General features: G+C 67.8%; 16 protein-coding genes. 6 read left to right on the top strand and 10 right to left on the bottom strand.

Going from position 1 to position 20877, the window contains the following annotated elements; genetic code table 11:
* Positions 1 to 22 precede the first annotated feature (22 nt).
* From LNV28_RS07580 to LNV28_RS07565, 4 genes are read right to left on the bottom strand one after another with little or no spacing between them, the layout of a single operon-like run.
* Positions 23 to 751, bottom strand: a complete 729-nt coding sequence (locus LNV28_RS07580) for an ABC-type transport auxiliary lipoprotein family protein (RefSeq protein ID WP_263518272.1) — start codon at positions 749 to 751, stop codon at positions 23 to 25.
* Positions 748 to 1683, bottom strand: a complete 936-nt coding sequence (locus LNV28_RS07575) for an MlaD family protein (RefSeq protein ID WP_263518271.1) — start codon at positions 1681 to 1683, stop codon at positions 748 to 750. Before LNV28_RS07575 ends, LNV28_RS07580 begins: the two co-directional genes overlap by 4 nt.
* A 9-nt stretch (positions 1684 to 1692) precedes the next feature.
* Positions 1693 to 2508: an ABC transporter ATP-binding protein gene (locus LNV28_RS07570; RefSeq protein WP_263518269.1), complete on the bottom strand. Its 816-nt coding sequence runs from the start codon at positions 2506 to 2508 to the stop codon at positions 1693 to 1695.
* On the bottom strand, positions 2508 to 3668 hold the full coding sequence (locus LNV28_RS07565; protein WP_263518267.1) for an MlaE family ABC transporter permease: 1161 nt from the start codon (positions 3666 to 3668) through the stop codon (positions 2508 to 2510). The genes LNV28_RS07570 and LNV28_RS07565 overlap by 1 nt, the downstream gene beginning before the upstream one ends.
* A gap of 242 nt (positions 3669 to 3910) precedes the next feature.
* On the opposite strand from LNV28_RS07565, the gene LNV28_RS07560 reads away from it, so the two are divergent.
* Positions 3911 to 9886: an alpha-2-macroglobulin family protein gene (locus LNV28_RS07560; protein WP_263518265.1), complete on the top strand. Its 5976-nt coding sequence runs from the start codon at positions 3911 to 3913 to the stop codon at positions 9884 to 9886.
* Positions 9883 to 12057, top strand: a complete 2175-nt coding sequence (pbpC, locus tag LNV28_RS07555) for a penicillin-binding protein 1C (protein ID WP_263518264.1) — start codon at positions 9883 to 9885, stop codon at positions 12055 to 12057. The genes LNV28_RS07560 and pbpC overlap by 4 nt, the downstream gene beginning before the upstream one ends.
* Here pbpC and ydiK read toward each other — a convergent pair.
* A complete protein-coding gene (gene ydiK, locus LNV28_RS07550; protein ID WP_263518262.1) occupies positions 11966 to 13111 on the bottom strand; it encodes an AI-2E family transporter YdiK in 1146 nt (381 codons plus the stop codon). The genes pbpC and ydiK overlap by 92 nt on opposite strands.
* Before the next feature lie 173 nt (positions 13112 to 13284).
* Positions 13285 to 14325 (bottom strand): trypsin-like serine peptidase, encoded by a 1041-nt coding sequence (locus LNV28_RS07545; RefSeq protein WP_263518261.1) that lies wholly within the window; start codon positions 14323 to 14325, stop codon positions 13285 to 13287.
* 500 nt (positions 14326 to 14825) lie between these two features.
* Between LNV28_RS07545 and ybaK the strand changes: the two genes are divergently transcribed.
* The 4 genes from ybaK to LNV28_RS07525 all read left to right on the top strand — a co-directional run bounded on the left by ybaK (position 14826) and on the right by LNV28_RS07525 (position 16844).
* Positions 14826 to 15320, top strand: coding sequence for a Cys-tRNA(Pro) deacylase (ybaK, locus tag LNV28_RS07540; RefSeq protein ID WP_263518259.1), 495 nt, complete (start codon positions 14826 to 14828; stop codon positions 15318 to 15320).
* A 6-nt stretch (positions 15321 to 15326) separates the two neighbouring features.
* Complete coding sequence (gene plsY, locus LNV28_RS07535) at positions 15327 to 16055, top strand: glycerol-3-phosphate 1-O-acyltransferase PlsY (protein WP_263518258.1); 729 nt, start codon at positions 15327 to 15329, stop codon at positions 16053 to 16055.
* Positions 16052 to 16399 (top strand): RidA family protein, encoded by a 348-nt coding sequence (locus tag LNV28_RS07530; protein ID WP_263518257.1) that lies wholly within the window; start codon positions 16052 to 16054, stop codon positions 16397 to 16399. The genes plsY and LNV28_RS07530 overlap by 4 nt, the downstream gene beginning before the upstream one ends.
* Positions 16400 to 16496: 97 nt before the next feature.
* On the top strand, positions 16497 to 16844 hold the full coding sequence (locus tag LNV28_RS07525; RefSeq protein WP_263518255.1) for a glutaredoxin family protein: 348 nt from the start codon (positions 16497 to 16499) through the stop codon (positions 16842 to 16844).
* 332 nt (positions 16845 to 17176) lie between these two features.
* Here the strand turns inward: LNV28_RS07525 and LNV28_RS07520 are convergent, their stop codons facing one another.
* The 4 genes from LNV28_RS07520 to LNV28_RS07505 all read right to left on the bottom strand — a co-directional run bounded on the left by LNV28_RS07520 (position 17177) and on the right by LNV28_RS07505 (position 20871).
* Positions 17177 to 17527: an energy transducer TonB gene (locus LNV28_RS07520; RefSeq protein WP_263518253.1), complete on the bottom strand. Its 351-nt coding sequence runs from the start codon at positions 17525 to 17527 to the stop codon at positions 17177 to 17179.
* A 54-nt stretch (positions 17528 to 17581) separates the two neighbouring features.
* Entirely contained in the window at positions 17582 to 19132 is a 1551-nt protein-coding gene (locus LNV28_RS07515) for a methyl-accepting chemotaxis protein (protein ID WP_263518251.1), read from the bottom strand.
* Positions 19133 to 19275: 143 nt separating this feature from the next.
* Entirely contained in the window at positions 19276 to 19902 is a 627-nt protein-coding gene (locus tag LNV28_RS07510; protein ID WP_263518250.1) for an L-threonylcarbamoyladenylate synthase, read from the bottom strand.
* A 75-nt stretch (positions 19903 to 19977) separates the two neighbouring features.
* Entirely contained in the window at positions 19978 to 20871 is an 894-nt protein-coding gene (locus LNV28_RS07505) for a 3',5'-nucleoside bisphosphate phosphatase (RefSeq protein WP_263518249.1), read from the bottom strand.
* Between the last annotated feature and the right edge of the window lie 6 nt (positions 20872 to 20877).

Here is a 20877-nt window from a genome sequence, read left to right as displayed (position 1 = left end):
GGCGCTTGCGGCTTGAGCCTGCTCATGGCTCGCCGCGTCTCACCGGTGTCGGCTCGATCTGCGCCTGCAACAGGATCTGCTCGCTGCAGAAGGCTGTGACGGCCTCCAGCCACTGCTGCGTGGCGGCTTGCGCTGCGACAGCGCCGGCCACCGGGTCGTCGCGGGCGGCTGGCACCACGATGTCGAATTCACGCTGGGCCAGGGCTTGGCGCGTGGTGCCGTCCAGCAGCAGCACGCGCACGCTCAGGCGGACCCGGCTGGGCCGCTGGGTGAAATCCTGGTGCAAGCGCAGCAGTTCGGTCTGCAGCCGCCAGCGGGTCGGCGCGGCCGCCGCGGCGGCCAGCACGATGCGAAAGCTGCCGCCTTGCTGCAAGGCGCGCAGCAGCAAAGGGCTCAGCATCTGAGCGGGCGGCGCCACCCATTCATGGAAGGAGAACGCCTCCAGCTCCAGCGGTCGGCGCAGATAGAGCATGCGCGTGCTGTCGTAGCCAGGTGCGGCGCGCGGCAGGTCGACCGTGAGGTCCGCGGCGCCCGGGGCGGCTCTGTGGGCGGTGGCCGCCGCTGAACCGCCGTCCAGGCTGAAGCGTGCCGGCAGTGGATCTGGCTTGGGCAGCAGGCTGCCGGAGCAGGCTGGCAAGAGGAGGGATGCGGTGGCGAGCAAGGCCCATAGGCCGCAGCGAGGCCGCCACAGTCTCCCTGCCGTCTCGACCGCGGCCAAGCTGTTCTCGAACTTGCGCTGCTGTGTATTCACGGTGCCTGTTCTCCCGGGCCCGGCTGTGGTTTGGGCTTGCCCATCAGCAGGCTGTTGGGGCTGACGGCGGTCTGCTCGCTGAGCTGGCGCAGGGCGCCGGCCAGCTGCTGCAGCTCCGCCATCAGCCGGGCCAGCTCGGGCAAGGTCTGCCCGTCGATCTGGCGTAAACCTAGGGTGGCGGCCTCGGCCGTCTCGCCGGCGCGGGCGCTGGCCGAAGCGGCCAGCTCGGCCATGCGTTCGACGGCTTGCGCGCTGCTGGCGATGCGGCTGAGCACCGGCTGCAGCTGCTCGCCAGCGCGGGCCGTCAGCGCCGCCGTGCGCGCGGCATCGGCCAGCGCCGCCTTGATCACCGCCTGCTGGCTGGCCAGCGTGTGCGCCAGCGCGGCGACATCGACCAGGGTCGACTTCAGTGCCGCCCGGTTCTCGGCATCGAACAGTGCGTTGAGATTGTTCGACACGCGGTCGACATTGTTCAGCACCGAGCTCAGCACATTCTCCAAGCGCGCGCTCAGCGAGGGCTTGAAAGGGATCATGGGCGCCAGGCCGTCGGCGCCGGCGCGCAATGCCGGTGAAGCGGCGCTGCCGCCGCTGAGTTCGACGTAGGCGATGCCGGTCAGGCCCTGGGTCTTCAGCACGGCCACGCTGTCGCGCTTGACCGGCGTGCCATGGTGGACCAGGAAGTGCAGGCGCACCAGCTCCGAGTTGTGCGGGTCGATGCCGATGCGATCGACCTTGCCCACGTCCACGCCCAGATATTTGACCGGCGCGTCGATGCTGAGGCCGGCCACAGATTCCGCGATCACCGCCTGGTAGGGATCCATCTTCTCGCGCGTGCCCAGGCCCGAGGCCAGCCACAGCACGCCGGCCACCAGCAGCGCGCCCAGCAGCAGCACGAAGGCACCGACGCGTGCGTAGTTGAGCTTGTCATCCATGGCGGCGCTTCATGGGGCCTCCTCGGACGTGGCCGAGTTCTTCTGCGCGGCCGCGTTCTGAGCGTCTGAGCGCCGGTCGTCGAAATAGGCCGCGACGATGGGTAAGGGGCTCTTGGAAAGCTCGTCCATGCTGCCCAGGGCCAGCACCCGGCCCTCGCCGAGCACGGCCACCCGGTCGCAGACCTGCCAGAGCAGGTCCAGATCGTGGCTGACGATGACCACGGTCGGGCCGAACAAGGCCTGGGTGCGCAGGATCAAGTCGTTCACGCCGCTGGCGCTTTCCGGGTCCAGGCCGGAGGTTGGCTCGTCGAGGAAGAGCAGCTCGGGGTCCAGGGCGATGGCGCGGGCCAGCGCGGCGCGCTTGAGCATGCCGCCGCTGAGCTCGCTCGGCCGCTTCGCTCCGGCGTCGGCCGGCAGGCCGGTCAGTGCAAGTTTCCAGCTGGCGATGCGGGCTATCAGCGCGGGCTCGAGCGCCGAGTGCTCCAGCAAGGGCAGGGCCACGTTCTCTTGCACCGTCAGCGCGCCGAAGAGCCCACCGCGCTGGAACATCATGCCCCAGCGTTTGCGCAAGGCCAGGCCTTGCGCCGCATCGAGGCCGGCGAGCTCCTGGCCGAACACCCGCACCTGTCCTGCGCTGGGCTGCTGCAGGCCGATCATCTCGCGCAGCAGCACGGACTTGCCGGAGCCGCTGCCCCCGGCCAGGCCGAGGACCTCGCCGCGCCGCACGCTCAGGTCCAGGCCCTCGTGCACGCTGTGGCTGCCGAAGCGGGTGCTGATCTGCTTGAGTTCGATCACGGGGGCGTCAGCGGCGGCCGTCGTCATCATCACAGCTCCAGCATATTGAAGACCACCGAGAACAAGGCATCGGCGACGATGACCAGGAAGATCGCCTGGACCACGGCCAGCGTGGTTTGCCGCCCCACACTGTCGGCGCTGCCCTGGGTGCGAAAGCCTTGGAAGCAGCCGATCGCGGCAATGATCAGGGCAAAGACCAGGGACTTGCCCAGGCCCAGCAGCAGGGCTGAGCCCTGCATCACTCGGCTGAACCGTTCAGCGAACTCGCCGTAACCGATGTCCAGTCGCCAGCGCGCCATGACCATGCCGCCGAACACGCCGGTGATATCTGCAAACACGGTCAGCAAGGGGAGGGCCAGGCTCAGGGCGAGGATCTTGGGCAGCACCAGGCGCTGCAGGGGGTCGATGCCCAGGGTGCGCAGGGCATCGACCTCTTCGGCCACCACCATGGTGCCGATCTGCGCGGCATAGGCGGAGCCGGAGCGCCCGGCAATGATGATGGCGCTGATCAGCGGCGCGAATTCGCGCAGCATGGCGTAGCCGACCAGCTCGACGACAAAGACGCTGGCGCCGTAATGCCGCAGCTGATCGGCGCCCTGGTAGGCCACGACCACACCGAGCAGAAAGGAGGTCAGGCCGATGATGGGCAGGGCGTCGTAGCCGCCAATCTCGACTTCATGGCCGATGGCGCGCAGGCGCCAGAGCCGCCGATGGGGCAGGGCACGGCAGGCCGCGTGGCTGAGCTCACCGACAAAGTGCAGGAAGGCCTGTGCCTGCTGGCCCATGGCGACCGCGGCCTTGCCCACGCGCTGCAGCCGGCTGCCGGGAGTTGGGCTGGCGAGCTGCGCTTCTTCGCGCGCCAGGACTTCTTTCATCAAGGCCAAGGCTTGTGGCTGCCAGCCCTGCAAGGCGGGCTTTGCGCTGCCCAACCAAGCGCGTAGTACCCAGGCACCGGCCGAGTCCAGGGCACGCAGGGCGGTGGCATCGAGCACGCGCGCCGGGCTGCTGGCTTCGGGCAGGGCCTGGGTCGGCAAGCGCAGGCCCAAGCCGGCCAGGGTCCAGTGGCCGCTCAGCGCCCAGCTGTCGGCCGAGCCTGCCTCCAGCGCCAGATCGGGCCGCAGCATCGCCAGGTCCGTGTCGCTGACGCTCGGCTGAGTCTCCGCCGGGGCGGGCGGTTTGCTTGCATCCATATCAGGGTGACATGGCGCGACCGCCCCTCGTTCGCTGTTGCGTAAGGGTTCGCCTTGTCGCGCTGGGGCAGGCCGAGCGCAGCGGCGCAGTCGTGTTCATGCAGAGCCCTGAAGTTTGAAATTCCGCCTCACGGTAGTGCCGGCGCGCTGCAGGGTCTGTGCGCTATCGGACCGATCCGGCAGGCCGCTGTGCTGCGGCTAGACTGAGCGCCGCCACGATCGATCACCTGGGAGGGTGGGGAATGACGAAGAACGCGAGCGCGTCCACGCAGCGCAGGTTTGCCACACATCAACTCGGCTTCGGGCTGGCCCTCGGCCTGGCGCTGTGGGCACCGCTGGCGCAGGCAGCCACGGTCACGGTGTCGCCGAGCGGCGAGGTGCCGGAGTTTCGGCAGTTGCGCCTGAGCTTTTCCGAAGCGGTGGTGCCTGCGGGCGACCCGCGCTTGCCCGCGCCCGTGAGCCTGAGCTGTGGCGGCAAGACCCTCAGCACCGAAGACGGCCGCTGGAACAGCGCGCGGGAATGGGTCTGGCAGGCCAGCGGCCCGGCCTTGGGGCCCAAGCAGCGCTGCGAGGTTCAACTGCTGGAGAGCTTCAAGCCCTTGGGCGGGCCCATCTCCGGGCCGCAGAGTTTCAGCTTCCAGACCGGGCCGGTGCGCTTGCAGCAGGTGCAGCCCTGGCCGGGCAGCGAGATCGAGGAAGACCAGCATTTCCTGCTTCGCTTCAACGGCGCCCTCAGCGAGGCGCAGCTGCGTCAGCGGGCCTGGTGCGAGGTCGATGGCCTCGGAGAACGCATTCCTGTGCAGCTCGTGCAGGGCGAAGCGCTGGCCGCGGTGCTCAAGTCGCACGGCCGCAGCCAGGCCGCGGCCAAGCTGCCGGGCAGCCACTGGCTGCTGCACTGCCAACGGCCCCTGCCGCAAGACTCCAAGATGCGCCTGATCTGGTCCAAGGCCGAGGGTGACAAACCCGTCCAGGCGCGGCGCGACACCGAAACGCACGCCTATCACGTGCGCCGCCCCTTCAGCGCCGAGTTTTCCTGCGAGCGCGAGCGCGCCAACGTGCCCTGCATGCCGGTGCGGCCGATGCGGGTCTTGTTCAGCGCCCCTGTGGCCCGCGAACAGGCGCTGCAACTGACTTTGAAATCCGCCTCGGGCCAGCTTCTCAAACCGCTCAAGCCCAAGGGCGAGGACACGGCCGAGCTCTCCATGCTGGAGTTTCCTTATCCCCTGGCCGAGAACGCGCAGTTCACCCTGCAGATGCCGGCCGGGCTCAAGGACAACAGCGGCCGCGCCTTGGCCAACGCTGCGAGCTTTCCTCTCAAGGTGGCCACGGGCGCTTCGCCGCCGCTGGCCAAGTTTGCCGCCGCGCCCTTTGGCGTGATCGAGCGTGAGGCGGGCGGCAAGGAGCCGTCCCTGCTTCCCATCACCATGCGCCATGTGCAGAGCGATTGGGGTGCCGCCGGTGCTTCCGCGAGCGCCGCCGCAGCGCCGGCCACTCCCGGCGAGATCCGCGTCAAGCGCCTGAGCAGCGCCGCCGATGTGCTGGCCTGGTACGCGCGGGTACGGCGTTATCACGAGAGCGTGTTCAATGCCCGAGAGGCCGGCCTGCCGGAGAGCCAGTGGTACGAATCGGTCGCCGACACCGATTCGCGTGGTCAGGCGATCTTTCGCAAGCAGATGCGCCAGGTCGGCACGCGAGAGCTGTCTTTGCTGGACAAAGACCCGGAGGCCCGCAGCCTCAAGCTGCCGCCGCCGGCCACCCCGCCTCAGGGCGCTGAGCCACGGCCTTTTGAGGTCATCGGCCTGCCCTTGGCCGAGCCGGGTTATCACGTGGTGGAACTGCGCTCGCCGCGTCTGGGCCAGGCATTGCTGGACAAGACCGCGCCGATGTTTGTGCGCACCGGCGTGTTGGTCACCAACCTCGGTGTGCATTTCAAATGGTCGCGTGAGAACAGCCTGGTCTGGGTGACCAGCCTGGACCGCGGCCTTCCTGTGGCCGATGCCGAGGTGGTGGTGCATGACTGCGCCGGCAAGCCGCTCTGGGGCGGCCGCACCGATGCCCAGGGTCGCGCCCTGGTGCAGCAGGCCCTAGAGCCCCCGAGCTGGGACGACAGGCGCTGTGTCGCCGAGCGCGGCTTCTTCGTCACCGCTCACAAGGCCGATGTGGCCGGCGGTGCCACCGACATGGCCTTTGTCTTCAGCAACTGGAACCGCGGCATCGAGCCCTGGCGCTTCAATCTGCCGACGCTGTACGGCGCCGGCGGCGCCGAGGTGCGTGCCCACACGGTGCTGGACCGCAGCCTGCTGCGCGCCGGCGAGACCGTGTCCATGAAGCATTTCTTCCGCCTGGAGACCCGTCAGGGCCTGAAGCTGGCGGCGCCCGAGCAGCTGCCCACCAAGCTCAAGCTGACCCATCAGGGCAGCGGCAGCGAAGTGGAGATTCCGATCACTTGGCACAGCCCGCGCAGCGCCAGCTCGCAGTGGCAGATTCCAGCGGGCGCCAAGTTGGGCAGCTACAGCATCGAACTGGTTCGCGAGGGCCAGGCAGCCAGCTGGACGACGGGCAGCTTCCATGTCGAAGAGTTCCGCGTGCCCCTGATCAGCGCCACCTTGAGCGCGCCCAAGGCGGTGCAGGTGGCGCCCAAGGAGCTGCGCCTGGGCGCGCAGCTCAATTACCAGGCCGGCGGCCCCATGGCCCAGGCGCCGCTCAAGTTCAGCGCCTTGCTGCGCCCGCGCAGCCTGCACTTTGCCGGCTACGAGAAGTTCAGCTTCGAGCCGCCGCGCGGCCTCGGTGAAGCCGAGCGTTTCCAGGACGAAGGCGAGGGCGAGGAGGGCGCCGGCCCGGCGCGCGACACCCGCCTGGTGCTGGACAAGCAGCCCGCCGTCACCGACCGCCAGGGCGCAGCCGAGGCCGTCATCAAGAACCTGCCGGCCCTGAGCCGGCCCAGCGAACTGCTGGCCGAGCTCAGCTACAGCGACCCGAACGGCGAGGTGCGCAGCGTCAACCAGACCGTGGCGTTGTGGCCCTCCAAGCTGGTGCTGGGGCTGCGCACGCGCAGCTGGTCCAACAATCGCGGCAGCCTGGCCTTCAGCGCGCTGGCCCTGGACACGGCCGGCAAGCCGGTGGCCGGCCAGCGCCTGGAGGTCAAGGCGCAGCTGCGCCAGACCCTCAGCAGCCGCAAGCGCATGGTGGGTGGCTTCTATGCCTACGACAACCGCACCGAACTCAAGGACCTGGGCACGGTCTGCAGCGGCAGCAGCGATGCCCAGGGCCTCTTGGCCTGCGAGGCCAAGCTCGATGTCTCGGGCGAGGTGGAGCTGGTGCTCAGTGCCAAGGACAGCGACGGTCGGCCCAGCCAGGCCGCGGCCAGCGCCTGGATGAGCCAGGAGGGTGAGCTCTGGTTTGCCCAGGACAACGACGACCGCATCGATGTGCTCGCCGAGAAGAAGCGTTATGAACCGGGCCAGACCGCACGTTTCCAGGTGCGCATGCCCTTTCGTGAGGCCACGGCCCTGGTGGCGATCGAGCGCGAGGGCGTGATCGACAGCCGCGTCGTCAAGCTGAGCGGCCGCGACCCCAGCTTCGAGCTCAAGATCGAGCGCGCCTGGGCGCCCAATGTCTACGTCAGTGTGCTGGCCTTGCGTGGGCGCATCCAGCAGGTGCCTTGGTACTCCTTCTTCAGCTGGGGCTGGCGCGAGCCGCTCAATTGGTGGGCCGCCTGGCGCGAGGGGCGCAACACCCCGGCGCCCACGGCCATGGTGGACCTGGCCAAGCCCTCCTTCAAACTCGGCGTGGCCGCCGTGCAAGTGGGCCTGGCCGAGCATCAGCTGCAAGTCAAGGTCAGCCCGGAGCGCAGCCAGTACGGCGTGCGCGAGACCGTACGCACCCGTGTGCAGGTGATGCAAGATGGCCGCCCGGTGCCCGGGGCCGAGCTGGCATTTGCCGCCGTGGACGAAGGTCTGTTGGCCCTGCGCGGCAACAGCAGCTGGGAGCTGCTGCCCGCCATGATCCAGCAGCGCAGCTGGGGCGTGGACACGGCCACGGCGCAGAGCGAAATCATTGGCCGGCGCCACTACGGCCGCAAGGCGGTGGCGGCCGGCGGCGGCGGGGGCCGCGCGCCCACCCGTGAGCTCTTCGACACGCTTTTGCTCTGGCGCAGCACGGTCAAGCTCGATGCGCGCGGCGAAGCGCTGATCGAGGTGCCGCTCAACGATTCGCTGACCAGCTTCCGCCTGGTCGCCGTGGCCGATTCGGGCAGCCACCAGTTCGGCACGGGTCAGGCCACGGTGCGGGTGACGCAGGATCTGCAAGTGTTGTCCGGCCTGCCGCCGCTGGTGCGCGAGGGCGATGAGTTCCAGGCCAATCTGACCCTGCGCAACAGCAGCGGCCGGGCGATGAATCTGCGGGCCGAGTTGCAGGCGCAGCCTCAGGCGGCGGATGGCGCCGCTCCTGCTCTGCCGGTGCTGCAGCTGCCGGCCCAGAGTTTGAAGCTGGCGGCCGGTGAAGCGCGTGAGCTGAGCTGGGCGATCAAGGTGCCCGAGGGCGCGCAGGCCTTGCAGTGGCAGGCCACGGCGACGGAGCAGGGCGCGGCCAGCCCCGGCCCTGCATTGGCGCGCGACCAGCTGCGCGTCAGCCAGCGGGTGCTGCCCGCCGTGCCGGTGCAGGTCTGGCAGGCCAGCCTGAGCCAGCTCGATGGCCGCATAAGTCTGCCCGTGGCGCCGCCCGCTGGCGCTTGGCCCGACTCCGGCGCCAAGCGCGGCGGTGTGCAGCTGGTGCTGCAGCGCCGTCTGGCCGGCGATCTGCCCGGGCCGAGGCGCTTCTTCGAAACCTACCCTTACAGCTGCCTGGAGCAGCAAACCTCCAAGGCCCTGGGTTTGCATGATGCGACGCTGTGGCAGTCGGTGCTGGCGGCCATGCCGTCCTACCTGGATCGCGATGGTCTGGCCCACTACTTCCCGCCGCGCCCCGATGAGGCGCCGCGCGGCAGCGAGCGCTTGACCGCCTACCTGCTGGCTGCCTCACACGAGGCCGGGCGCGACATCCCGGTGGCCCTGCGCGAGAAGATGCTGCAAGGCCTGACGGCCTATATCGACGGACGCATCAGCCGCCCCAGCTGGTCGCCGCGCAGCGCCGAGCTCGACGCCGATGTGCGCCGCCTGGCGGTGCTGGAGGCCTTGTCGCGCTACGGCCGTGCCACGCCCGCGGGGCTCAGCACCGTCAACGCCAAGGCCTTGGGCGCCTGGCCGACGGCCGCCGTGATCGACTGGCTCAACATCCACAAGCGCATGGCGCAGGCGCCGCAGCGTGCCCAGCGCCTGGCCGAGGCCCAGGCCTTGCTGCGCAGCCGCCTGAGCTACCAGGGCACGGTGCTGCGTTTCAGCACCGAAGAGAGCGATGCCTGGTGGTGGCTGATGGACAACGCCGATGCCAACGCCTCGCGCCTGATGCTGGCCGTGCTGGATGAAGCCGGCTGGGCCGAGGAACTGCCGCGTCTGCTGCAGGGCAGCCTGGGCCGCCAGCAGCGCGGCGCCTGGAGCAGCACCACGGCCAATCTCTGGGGCGTGCTGGCGCTGGACAAGTTCGCCGCTCGCTTTGAGGGCGTCAAGCCCGCAGGCAAGACCGAGGCAACGCTGAGCCCGGCGCCGCTGCAAACCCTGGATTGGACGCGCCAGCCCGAGGGCGGCAAGCTCTTGCTGCCCTGGAACAGCGGCACCCTGAGCGTGGAGCACAAGGGCGCGGGCAAGCCCTGGCTGACCGTGCAATCGCTGGCTGCCGTGCCGCTCAAGCAAGCGGCCAATGCGGGCTACCGCCTGCAGCGCACGGTGCAGGCCGTGGAGCAGAAGGTGGCCGGGCGCTGGAGTCGTGGCGATGTATTGCGCGTGCGTTTGGAGCTGGAGGCGGGCAGCGATATGGCCTGGGTGGTGCTGGCCGATCCGCTGCCGGCGGGTGGCGCCATCCTGGGCGCCGAGCGTGTGGCCGAGCTCAGTCGTAGCAATGAGGCAGCCGACGATGCACGCGTGCGCCCCAGCTTTGAGGAGCGCAGCCACGAGGCCTGGCGCGCCTACTTCGAGCGCCTGCCGCGCGGCAAGCATGTGCTGGAGTACACCGTGCGCCTGAACAATGCCGGCCGCTTCCAGCTGCCCGGCACCCGGGTCGAGGCCATGTACGCACCCGAGAACTTTGCCGAGCTGCCGCAGGCGGCGTTGGAGGTGGCACCTTGAGGAGCGGCGCTCGCGGGGCATGGCTGCTGGCCGGCCTGCTCGCCGCGAGTGCACCGGCCTGGGCCCAGCCCAGCTTCCAGGAGCTGAAGGCCGCGCACCGCGTGTCGGACTACACCTTGCTGGACCGCCGTGGCGAGCCGCTGCAGACCCTGCGCCTCGATCCTCAGCGGCGCGCGCTGGACTGGCTGCCCTTGAACCAGCTCTCGCCGGCCTTGCTGCAGGCGATTTTGCTGGGCGAGGACCGGCGCTTCTACGAGCACAGCGGCGTCGATTGGGGCGCCGTGGCCATCAGCGCCTGGGCCAATCTCTGGAACCAGCGCACGCGCGGTGCGTCAACGGTGACCATGCAGCTGGCTGGCTTGATCGACGCCGGTTTGGCCCGCCCGGCCGGCGGCCGAAGCGCGGGCCAGAAGCTGGGCCAGGTCTGGCTGGCAGCCCAGCTGGAACGGCGCTGGACCAAGGCGCAGATCCTCGAGGCCTATGTCAACAGCGTGCCATTTCGCGGCGAGCTGGTCGGTATCCATGCGCTCTCGCAAGTGGTGTTCGGCAAGCATCCGGCTGGCTTGACGGCGGTGGAGGGCGCCCTGGCCGCCGCCCTGCTGCGCGCGCCCAATGCCAGCGCGGCCGCCTGGAGCCAGCGCGCCTGCGGCCTGCTCAAGCTGCAAGGCCTGGGCTGCGAGGCGGTGGCCGGTCAGGCCGAGGCGGCCTTGCTGCGCCCGGCCACCATGCCCTTGGGCGAGCAGCTGGCGCCGCATATCGCCCGCCAGCTGCTGCGCTCCGAGGGCCCGGCGCACCAGCGCAGCAGCCTGGACGCTCATCTGCAGCGTTATGCCGCCCAGCTGCTCAAGAACCAGCTGGCCGAGCTGAATGGCCGCAATGTCGAAGACGGCGCGGTGATCGTGCTCGACAACGCCAGCGGCCAGGTGCGTGCCTGGGTGGGCAGCAGCGGCGCGTTCTCGGCCGCCGCTCAGGTGGACGGCGTGCTGGCGCGGCGCCAGCCGGGCTCCACGCTCAAGCCCTTCATCTACCAGCTGGCGCTGGAGCGGCGCCTGATCACGGCGGCCAGCTTGCTGGAGGATTCACCGGCGCAGATCAACACGCCCGCGGGCCTGTACGTGCCGCAGAACTACGACCGCCAGTTCAAGGGTTTCGTCTCCGCGCGCAGCGCCCTGGGCAGCAGCCTCAATGTGCCCGCCGTGCGCCTGATGGCCATGCTGGGCAACGAGGCGGTGTTCGAGCGCCTGAACCAGCTCGGCCTGCAGCTGGGCGAGACGGCAGGTTTTTACGGCCTCTCGCTGGCCCTGGGCAGCGCCGATGTGTCTTTGCTGAACCTGGCCAATGCCTACCGCAGCCTGGCCAATGGGGGTGTGCTGGGGTCGGTGCAGTTTCTGGCGCAGGTGCCGACAGCACAGGCGGGGCGCCGCCGTGTGGCCGATGCAGGAGCCAGCTTCATCGTCGCCGACATGCTGGCCGACAACAACGCCCGCGCCATCAGCTTCGGCCTGGACAGCCCGCTGGCCCTGGCCAGCTATGCGGCGGTCAAGACCGGCACCAGCAAGGACATGCGCGACAACTGGTGCCTGGGTTTCAGTGATCGCTACACCGTGGGTGTCTGGGTCGGCAATGCCAGTGGCGCGCCCATGCACGGGGTCAGCGGCATCAGCGGCGCGGCGCCGGTCTGGGCCGGGCTGATGCGCTATCTGCACCAAGGCCGGCCCTCGCGTGCACCGGCGGCGCCGGCCACGGTCCAGGCGCTGACGGTTCAGTTCGACGGCGTGGCCGAACCGGCGCGGCGCGAGTGGTTTGTGCGCGGCACCGAGCAGGCGCGCTGGGGCGCGGGCAGCCAGTTGCAGGGCCAGGCTTCAGCCCTGGGCATCGTCAGCCCGGTGGACGGCAGCCTGTTTGCACTCGACGCCGACATGCCCCCGCAGGCGCAGAAGATCCGCTTCGAGGGGCAGGACGGCCAATGGGAGCTGGACGGCAAGGTCCTCGGCCGCGGGCGCCAGCTGAACTGGGCGCCCTGGCCGGGGCGGCATCAGCTGCGCCTGCTGGACGGCCGCGGCCGCGAGCTGCAGCGCATCAGTTTCGAGGTGCGCGGCGCCCGCCTGAAGCCTGGCGCGCCGCCGTCTTCTCGCGCAGCGCTTGTGCCTTCGCCGGCAGGCCCTCGTTGATCCAGGCCTCCAGCAAGGTGTAGGTCACGGCCAGCACCACCGGGCCAATGAACAGGCCCACCAGGCCGAAGGCCAACAAGCCGCCGATCACACCGGCGAAGATCAGCAGCAAGGGCAGATCGGCGCCTTTCTTGATCAGCCAGGGGCGCAGGAAGTTGTCCAGCGTGGTCACCAACAGGGTCCAGATCAGCAGCACCGTGGCCCAACCATTGTCGCCACTCCAGTACAGCCAGGCCACGGCCGGCGCCAGCACCAGGGCCGGGCCGATCTGGGCCAGGCAGGCCATCAGCATCACGGCGCTGAGCAGGCCGGCGAAGGGCACGCCGCTGATCCACAGGCCCAGGCCGCCGAGCGCGGTTTGCACCAGGGCGGTGACCACAATCCCCAGGGCCACGCCGCGGATGGCCTGGCCGGCCAGGGTGACGACGGCGTCGCCTTGCTCCCCGGCCAAGCGGCGGACGAAACGGCGCACATGCTGGACGGCGTTCTCGCCCTCGCTGTAGAGGATGGCCGCGATGGCTACGGTGAGCAGGAACTGCAGGCCGACCATGCCCAGATTGCCCGCTTGCGCGGCCGTCCACTTGAGGCTGCTGCCGACATAGGGCTTGATCATGGCCAGCAGTGAGCTCAAGCCCTCCTGCGCCACCTTGTGCCAGAAGGCCGCCAGGTTTTCACCGATCACAGGCAGGCCGGCCAACCAAGCGGGCGGCTCGGGGATCTCCGCATCGAGCAGCTTGGGCGCCCAACTCATCACCTGGTCGGCATGCGACACCACGGTGGACAGCGCAATCGACAGCGGCACAAAAAGCAGCAGCAGCAGGCCCAGCACCATCACGCCCGTGGCCAGACCACGTCTGCCCCAGAGCCGAGCTTGCAAGCTTTCCATCAAGGGCCAGGTGGCCACCACCACCATGGTGGCCCAGACGGTGGCGCCCAGAAAGGGTTGCAGGACCCAAAGCGAGGCAAAGATCAGCAGGGCCACGGCCAGCACGGCCAGCAGGATGCGGGTGATGTCCTGGCGCGGTGCGTCAGGCTGGGGCAGGTCAGGCTTCATGAACCATGGCGGCGCGCGGGCCGGTTGCAAGATTGGCCCCGATTCTCGGGCCAGAACCGAGAGATTCAGCAGAGCGGCATGTTGCAGGGGCGAAAACGCGAACAGGCCTGCCGCGCCGGATGCGCGTGCAGGCCTGCAGGGGGCGTTCAGAATCGCCCCGGAGTCTCAGAGGCTCAGGGCAATTCGTTGCGGGCGCGGATCACCAGGTCCACGAGATCCGAGCCGCCGCTGGCGAAGTTGTTGCTCGGGTTGTGCGCGCTTTGCACGGCGACGGCATAGGGCTGCCCATCCCAATAGCCCCAGAACGGGCCGCCACTCTGGCCGGGCCAGACATCGCCTTGGTGGCTCATGCTTTCATGGGAGTCGGGGCTCCAGAAATCGCCGTCGAGGGCGATGCCGCCTTGCCAGATCGGGCGCTGCCCGCCCGTCAGGTCGCCGGGATAGCCGACATGGGTCCAGTACGCGCCGCCGTCCCAGCTGTCGCTGTAGCTCTTGGTACCCATCCAGCCGGTGGCATTGCCGGTGGGGCGGTCCAGCACCACCACGACGTAGTCGAACTTGGCTTCGTTGCTGTCGACGGTGGGTGGCGTGACCTTGACCTTGAAATAGGTGCGCACACCAAAGGCGCTGCCGAAGGGCGCGCTGCCGTTGTAGTACATGGGCGTGAACTTGAGCCAGCCGGTGGTGTTGTTGGGGCGCCAGTCGATCATGTGCGAGGCGGTCAACAGGTGGCGCGGGCCCACCATCACGCCGCTGCCCGAGCCCAAGGCGCTTTCGACCCGACCGTTACAGCGCCAGGGATAGGCGGTGCTGTAGAACACGCGCCGGCCGTCGGCACCGAAGATGGTCTTGGCTCCGGGCTGCTCCTGGGTGTAGTCGATGCGCTCAACGAATTTGGGCCGGCGCAGGCTGGCCGGCTCCAGGCGTGCTGCGAACTCGACATCCACATGCTCGGGGATGTAGGCCTCCGTGCCGGCCTCGACGCCTTTGTCCGTCAGGGCCGCGGCCTTGCTCAGGGCCTTGATCTCCACGGCTTCTGTGCCACGCGGGTAGCTACGGCCGTCGACCTCGATCATGGCCGGGGCCTGGCTCAGCAGCTTTTCGGCCAGGCCCGCCGGCAGCTTGGCGCTGGCCTTGCGAGGCTTGAGCTTGAGGACGTCGTCATTCAGGCTGGGGCTGGGGAATTCACGGCTCAGGTCCAGTTCTGCTTCCATGGGATGCTCCTAGAGTGGCTTGACCGGGGCGGTCGAGCCATGGGATTGATGTACGGTGTTCAATGCGTGCATGACGCTGAATGCAGGCGGCATGGACTGCCGCTCTTTGGTGTGGCTTTGTCTGCCCGCCTGCCCGGCTGACTGCGTGCTCAGCACGGGCCCCTTCGACCCCACAAGCGGCCGGCCCAGGCACGGGCGGTGCGCGGAGTTCAGCGCGGGCGGGGGCTGTGGGGGCACCCGCCAGCTTCTCTAAGCCGGGCAGTGAAGGCGCAGCCGACGCCATCTCCGCTTCAGCAGGGGTTCTGTGCCGCGCGCACCTTGGCTTGGGGTCGCGCTGCATGGAAGACCCGGGCGGTTGTTGTGAGGGTTTCGCAGCTCCAGCCGCGCCCTGACCGCTCCGGTGGCGATCCTAGGCCGGCTGTGCCTGGCAACAACCCCTAGCTTGCCGCTTGCGAGAAGGACGTCCTGGTGAGGGCCGGTCTTGGGTGAAAATTACCTGCATGGCCAAGAAGAATGCCCACGTCAGCGAGACGCCCGCGACCCAGTTCCTGAAACAGCACGAGATCCCGTTCAGCGAACATGTGTACGACTATGTCGAACACGGCGGTACCGCTGAAAGTTCGCGTCAGCTCGGTGTGCCCGAGCACCAGGTGGTCAAGACCCTGGTCATGCAGGACGAGCGCGCCCATCCCTTGATCGTGTTGATGCATGGCGACCAGAAGGTCAGCCTGAAGGAGTTGGCGCGTCAGATCCCTTGCAAAAAGGTCGAGCCCTGCAAGCCCGAGGTGGCGCAACGTCACAGCGGCTATCTGGTCGGCGGCACCTCGCCCTTCGGCACGCGCAAGGCCATGCCGGTGTATGTCGAGGCCAGCATCCTGGCGCTGGAGCGCATCTGCATCAACGGTGGTCGGCGTGGCTATCTGGTCGGCCTGGACCCGCGGGTTCTGCCTGAGCTGCTGCAGGCGCGGGCGGTGCAGTGCGCCAGTGCAGAATAGCGTCCCATGCAAGATACTCTTTTCCCTCTTCTGGCCGCGTTCGTTGGCTACCTGATCGGTTCGCTGTCCTTTGCCGTGATCGTCAGCCGTGCCATGGGCTTGTCCGACCCGCGCAGCTATGGCTCGGGCAACCCCGGTGCCACCAATGTGCTGCGCTCGGGCAACAAGGCCGCGGCGATTCTGACCCTGGTGTTTGACGCGCTGAAAGGCTATGTGCCGGTGCTGCTGGTGCTGCAGTTCGGCGCCCGCTTCGGTCTCGGCGAGGGCACGGCGGCTCTGGTTGGCCTGGCCGCATTCCTCGGTCATCTGTGGCCTGTGTTCTTCCGCTTCGAAGGTGGTAAAGGCGTGGCCACGGCCGCCGGTGTGATCCTGGCGCTGAATCCGGTGCTGGGTGCCGCCACGCTGCTGACTTGGCTGGCGATTGCATACTTCACTCGATACTCTTCGCTGGCCGCCATCGTTTCGGCCGCCTTTGCGCCCATTTACGAGATGTTCGGTTGGGGCACCGGCCCCAATGTCGGCGTGTTGGTGCTGATGGGCCTGCTGCTGGTCTGGCGCCACAGCGCCAACATCAAAAAGCTGATGAATGGCACCGAAAGCCGTCTGGGCCAGAAGGCGGCCGTCGCGCCGCCGGCCGGCAGCAGCAAGAAACACCCGCATGGCCCGGAGGCAGCCCACGCCCACGGCCATTCGCACAAGCATCCCAAGAAGCAGGAAAGGCAAGGAAGGAAATGACGATCGAACGTTTTGATGTTGGCGCCCGCATGTCCGAGATGGCCGTGCACAACGGTGTGGTTTATCTGGCCGGCCAGGTGCCCGAAGACGCCAGCCAGGACATCACAGGTCAAACTGCCCAGGTGCTGGCCATGATCGACGCCTTGCTGGCCCGTGCCGGCAGTGACAAGAGCAAGATCCTGCGTGCCCAAATCTATATCGCTGATCTGGCCGATTTTCCCGGCATGAACATCGCCTGGGACGCCTGGGTCGTGCCTGGACACACGCCGCCGCGCGCCACGGTCGAGGCCAAGCTGGCACGGCCGGAGTGGAAGGTCGAGATCGTCGTGACGGCTGCGGTCTGAGCGGCGAATCTCCAGACATACCAAGGGCGGTGCCGAGATGAATCGACGCCGCCCTTTTCTTTGTTTCGGAGCCATCTCTTGGCGAGAGCTGGGGTCTTTGGCACTGATCGTGGTCGTGGTCTGGGGCCTGAGTACTTGGGCCCGCCAGGGCCTGCATGAGGGCCAGGCGCAAAGCCTTCGGGAGAAGGCCAAACCGGGCGAAATCGTGATGCTGTCCAGCCGCAGCTGTGTCTACTGCACGCAGGCACGCCAGTGGTTTGAAGCGGAGCGCATTCCCTACGCCGAATGCTTCATCGAGAGCAATGCCCAATGCGCGCAGCGTTACCGCGAGACGCTGGCGCAGGGCACGCCCACGTTTCTAGTCCGGGGTCAGGTCATATTGGGCCTGGACCGGGCGCGGATGGTGGCGTTGTTGGAGCAGACGAAGGGTGCGGTGCAGCCCTAGCGGTGTCAGTGGCACCGTGTGTGCGAATTCAGCCGGCCCGCAAGCATGCGGGCCGTCCTGAATGAGGCACAAAAGGCCGCGCAGGCGGCCTTACATGTCCTCGCTCAGCCCCTGCGCTTGCAGGCGCATGGGCTTGAGTTGGCCATAAGGTCCTGCGCAGGCAGGACCTTGTGTGCGTCTGCATCCGGCCCGCAAGCATGCGTGCCGTCCTGAACGAGGCGAGCAAAGCCGCGCAGGCGGCTTTGCTTGTCCACACTCAGCCCCTGCGCTTGCAAGCGCAGGGGCCTGAGTTAGCCACAAGGTCCTGCGCAGGCAGGACCTTGTGCGCGAACTCAGTCCTCGCTGCTGAAGACGAGCTTGACTTCGTGGGACTGCTTTTCGCCGTTGCCTTCGAAGCGCCATTCCATGAGGGCTTCCGTCACAGCTCGGTCGAAGATGCGCGGCGGTTCCGATTCCAGGATCTGCACATCAATGACTTTGCCGTCCGGGCCGATGTTCATCTTGGCCTTGACCGAGCCGGTCTTGATGTTCTTCTTGGTGGCAGCCGCCGGGAACTCCGGCGGGACCTTCTTCAGGACCTTGGGCGAAGCCATGGCGCTGGTCGCGATCAGCAGGGCACCGAGAAGGCCTACCGAGGCGCGCAGCATATGGGCGCGCATTGATGGTCGTTTGGAAGGGGTCATGTCTGTCCTCTGTCGGGGTTTGTCAGCAAAAAAAAGGGGCTGAAAGTTGGAAATTCAGGCTTGGGTGCGGAAGAAGCCCACGGCTTCCAACAGGCGTGAGGAGCTGCTGGTCAGCGCCTCGGTGGAATGGCTGAGCTCGCTGACCAGGCTGGCGTTCTGCTGGGTGCTGCGGTCCAACTCGTTCATGGCGTTGTTGACAATGCCGACGCCGGTCGCTTGCTCCTGCGCGGAATGCGAGATCTCTTCGATCAGCTGACCCATGTCGTTGACCTCGTTGACCACGCTGCTGATGGTGACACCGGCGTTGTTGACCAGGTCGGTTCCGGTTTCCACCTTGACCGTGGATTCCTGGATCAGCACCTTGATTTCTTTGGCGGCTGAGGCGGCCCGCGAAGCCAGGGCGCGCACTTCCGAGGCCACCACCGCGAAGCCGCGGCCGTGTTCACCGGCGCGCGCAGCTTCCACGGCGGCATTCAGTGCCAGGATGTTGGTTTGGAAAGCGATGCCGTCGATGACGCCGATGATGTCGCCGATCTTGCGCGAGCTGGCGCTGATCTCTTCCATTGTCGCCACCACCTGGGCCACGGCCTTGCCGCCAGCACTGGCCGAATTGCGGGCCTTGCTGGCGATGCCGGCGGCCTTGCGGGTCAGCTCGCTGGCACCGCTGAGGTTGGCGGCGATCTGCTCCACCGAGGCGGCTGTCGTCTGCAGGCTGGAGGCCGAGCGTGCCGTGCGGTCGGACAGGTCATTGTTGCCGCTGGCAATCTGGCTGGAGCTCTGTGCCACATCGGCAGCGGCCGCGCTGACGCTGCTGACGACGCCTGACAACGCTTCTTGCATGCCTTGCATGACGTCGAGCATCTGGCCCAGCTCATCGCTGCCCGACGCGCCGAATGTGTGGGTCAGGTCGCCATTGCGGATCGCATCGGCCGCGGCTTGCGCCTGCTTGACCGGGTTGACGATGGAGCGCGAAATGGCCAGGCCGCCAGCCCCGCCGATGACCACAGCGGCGATCACCAGCACCACGGTGACCAGCACCGAGTTTCGGGCCAGTTCACCGCCGGCCACCGCCAGGTCGTGGGCGTTCTCGAACTGCATATCGACCAAGCCTTTGAGCCCGTCCTGGTAGGCCTGCTGGGCCGGGCGCACGTCGGTGATCAGGCTCTCGCGTGCCTCGTCGGGGCTGCCGTCCTGCTGCACCTTGCGGAACTTCTCGACCGAGGCGAAGAACTTGGCCTGGGCTTCCTTGACCTTGCCGACCAGCTCATTCTCGGCGCTGCTGTCCAGTGTGGCGACCAAGCTGCTCAGCTGCTTGTCACTTTCCTGCACAGCGCCGTCGATGGCCGCCTTTTGCTTCTTGATCTGGCGCGCTTCATCGAGCAGGAGCAGATCCCGCGAAGCACGGGCAATGACATTGACGTTGCCCTCCAGAGAATTGGCTGCGGCGATCTTGACCAAGCTTTGATTGGCCGTGCGGTCGAGGTCCTTGGCCAGGCGGTTGGCGCTGTACGCCCCGTAGCTGCCAATGATGATCAACAACACGATCAGCACGGCATAGCTCAAGCCCAAGCGCTGGCTGATACGCAATTTTGAGAGAAGACTCATGGCGGGCGCTTTCTTCCTAATGACAACAAACATCCACGGCTGACGCTGCCACCCTGTTTTCTTGTGTGCGCAGCCTACCCGTGGATCTTCGGCAAGCTGCTTGAAGACTTGAGGATCATCGCAAAGCGGTTCCGGTGGTCAAGTTAAAAAAGCCCCAGACTGGCTGCATTTCCGCGGCCCTGGCGAATCAGTTCCGGTGTTTCGTGGCTCAGGTCGATGATGGTCGTCGGTTCGCGAGCGCAAGCCCCGGCGTCCAGAATGACTTGCAGCTGCTTGTCCATGCGTGCGGAAATCTCTTGGGCATCGTTCAGAGGCTCGCTGTCGCCGGGCGCAATCAAGGTGGTCGCCAGCAGGGGCTGGCCGAACACGGCGAGCAAATCCTGGGTGACCCGGTGGTCGGGCACACGCAGGCCTATGGTGCGCCGCGAAGGGTGAGACAGGCGCCGCGGCACTTCCTTGGTCGCTTCCAGGATGAAGGTGAAGGGGCCGGGCGTGGCCAGTTTGAGCAGGCGGTACTGCCGGTTGTCTACGCGGGCATAACTGGCCAGCTCGCTGAGGTCGCGGCAGAGTAGGGTCAGGTGGTGCTTGTCATCGACGCCGCGAATGCGCCGCAGCGCTTCGGCCGCGGCCTTGTCGTCCAGATGGCAGACCAGAGCGTAGCTGGAGTCGGTCGGGATGGCCGCGATGCCGCCGCCATGAAGGATCTGCGCCACCTGCTTCAGGAAGCGCGGCTGGGGGTTGTCCGGGTGGACTTCGAAGAACTGAGCCATGGGCCATTGTGGCGCTGGCTTTTGTGCGCGTGCGCGCAGCGGTGCGAAAAAGACACGCGCGCCGCCGCAGCAGCTTCACTGAGGCGGATGAACCCGATCGACCAGTTCCATCCAGACCGGCTGCAAGCGCCCGGACAGAGCGTCCAGACGGCCCAGGTCGATGCGGCTTTCATCCGGTGAGTGAAAGTCGGAGCCGCGCGAAGCCAGCAAGCCAAACTCCAGCGCGGTTTCGGTGTACTTGACGGCCTCGGCGGCGCTGTGACTGCCAGTCACGACCTCGACGCCACGGCCGCCGTGGGCGATGAACTCGGTGAACAGGGCGTACTCCTCTGTCGGCGTGAAGGCGTAGCGCGCTGGGTGGGCGATCACGGCCAAGCCACCGGCTTCGCGCAGCCATCGCACGGCGTCACCCAGGCTCGCCCAGCGGTGCTCGACATAACCGGGCTTGCCCTCGGTGAGGAAGCGGCGGAACACCTCGCTGATGTCGCTGCAATGGCCGGCCTCGACCAGGAAGCGGGCGAAATGGGTGCGCGAGATCAGTTCCGGGTTGCCCACGTACTGAAGCGCACCTTCGAAGGCGCCCTGGATGCCCACCGCCGCCAGGCCTGCCGCCATTTCGCGGGCGCGCGGCTCGCGGCCGCCGCGGGTGGCGCGCAGGCCCTGGATCAAGGCCTCGTTGCGGTGGTCAAAGCCCAGGCCGACGATGTGCACCACGCGGCCTGCGAAGCTGACCGAGATTTCCACCCCAGTCAGGTAAGCCAGGCCCTGGGCCTGGGCGGCCTCCAGGGCGCGCTGCTGGCCGCCCACCTCGTCGTGGTCCGTTAGGGCCCAGAGTTCGACGCCATTGGCCTTGGCGCGTGCGGCCAGTTCCTCGGGCTGCAAGGTGCCGTCGGACACCCTTGAGTGGCAATGCAGATCGGCATTGCTGAGGTGGTGGAGGGCGAAGGGGCGGGTGGCGTTTGGATTCACCGGGCC

The organism is Paucibacter sp. DJ2R-2 (assembly GCF_025717675.1).
GTDB lineage: Bacteria > Pseudomonadota > Gammaproteobacteria > Burkholderiales > Burkholderiaceae_C > Paucibacter_A.
This window is presented reverse-complemented; position numbering and strand designations above follow the sequence as displayed.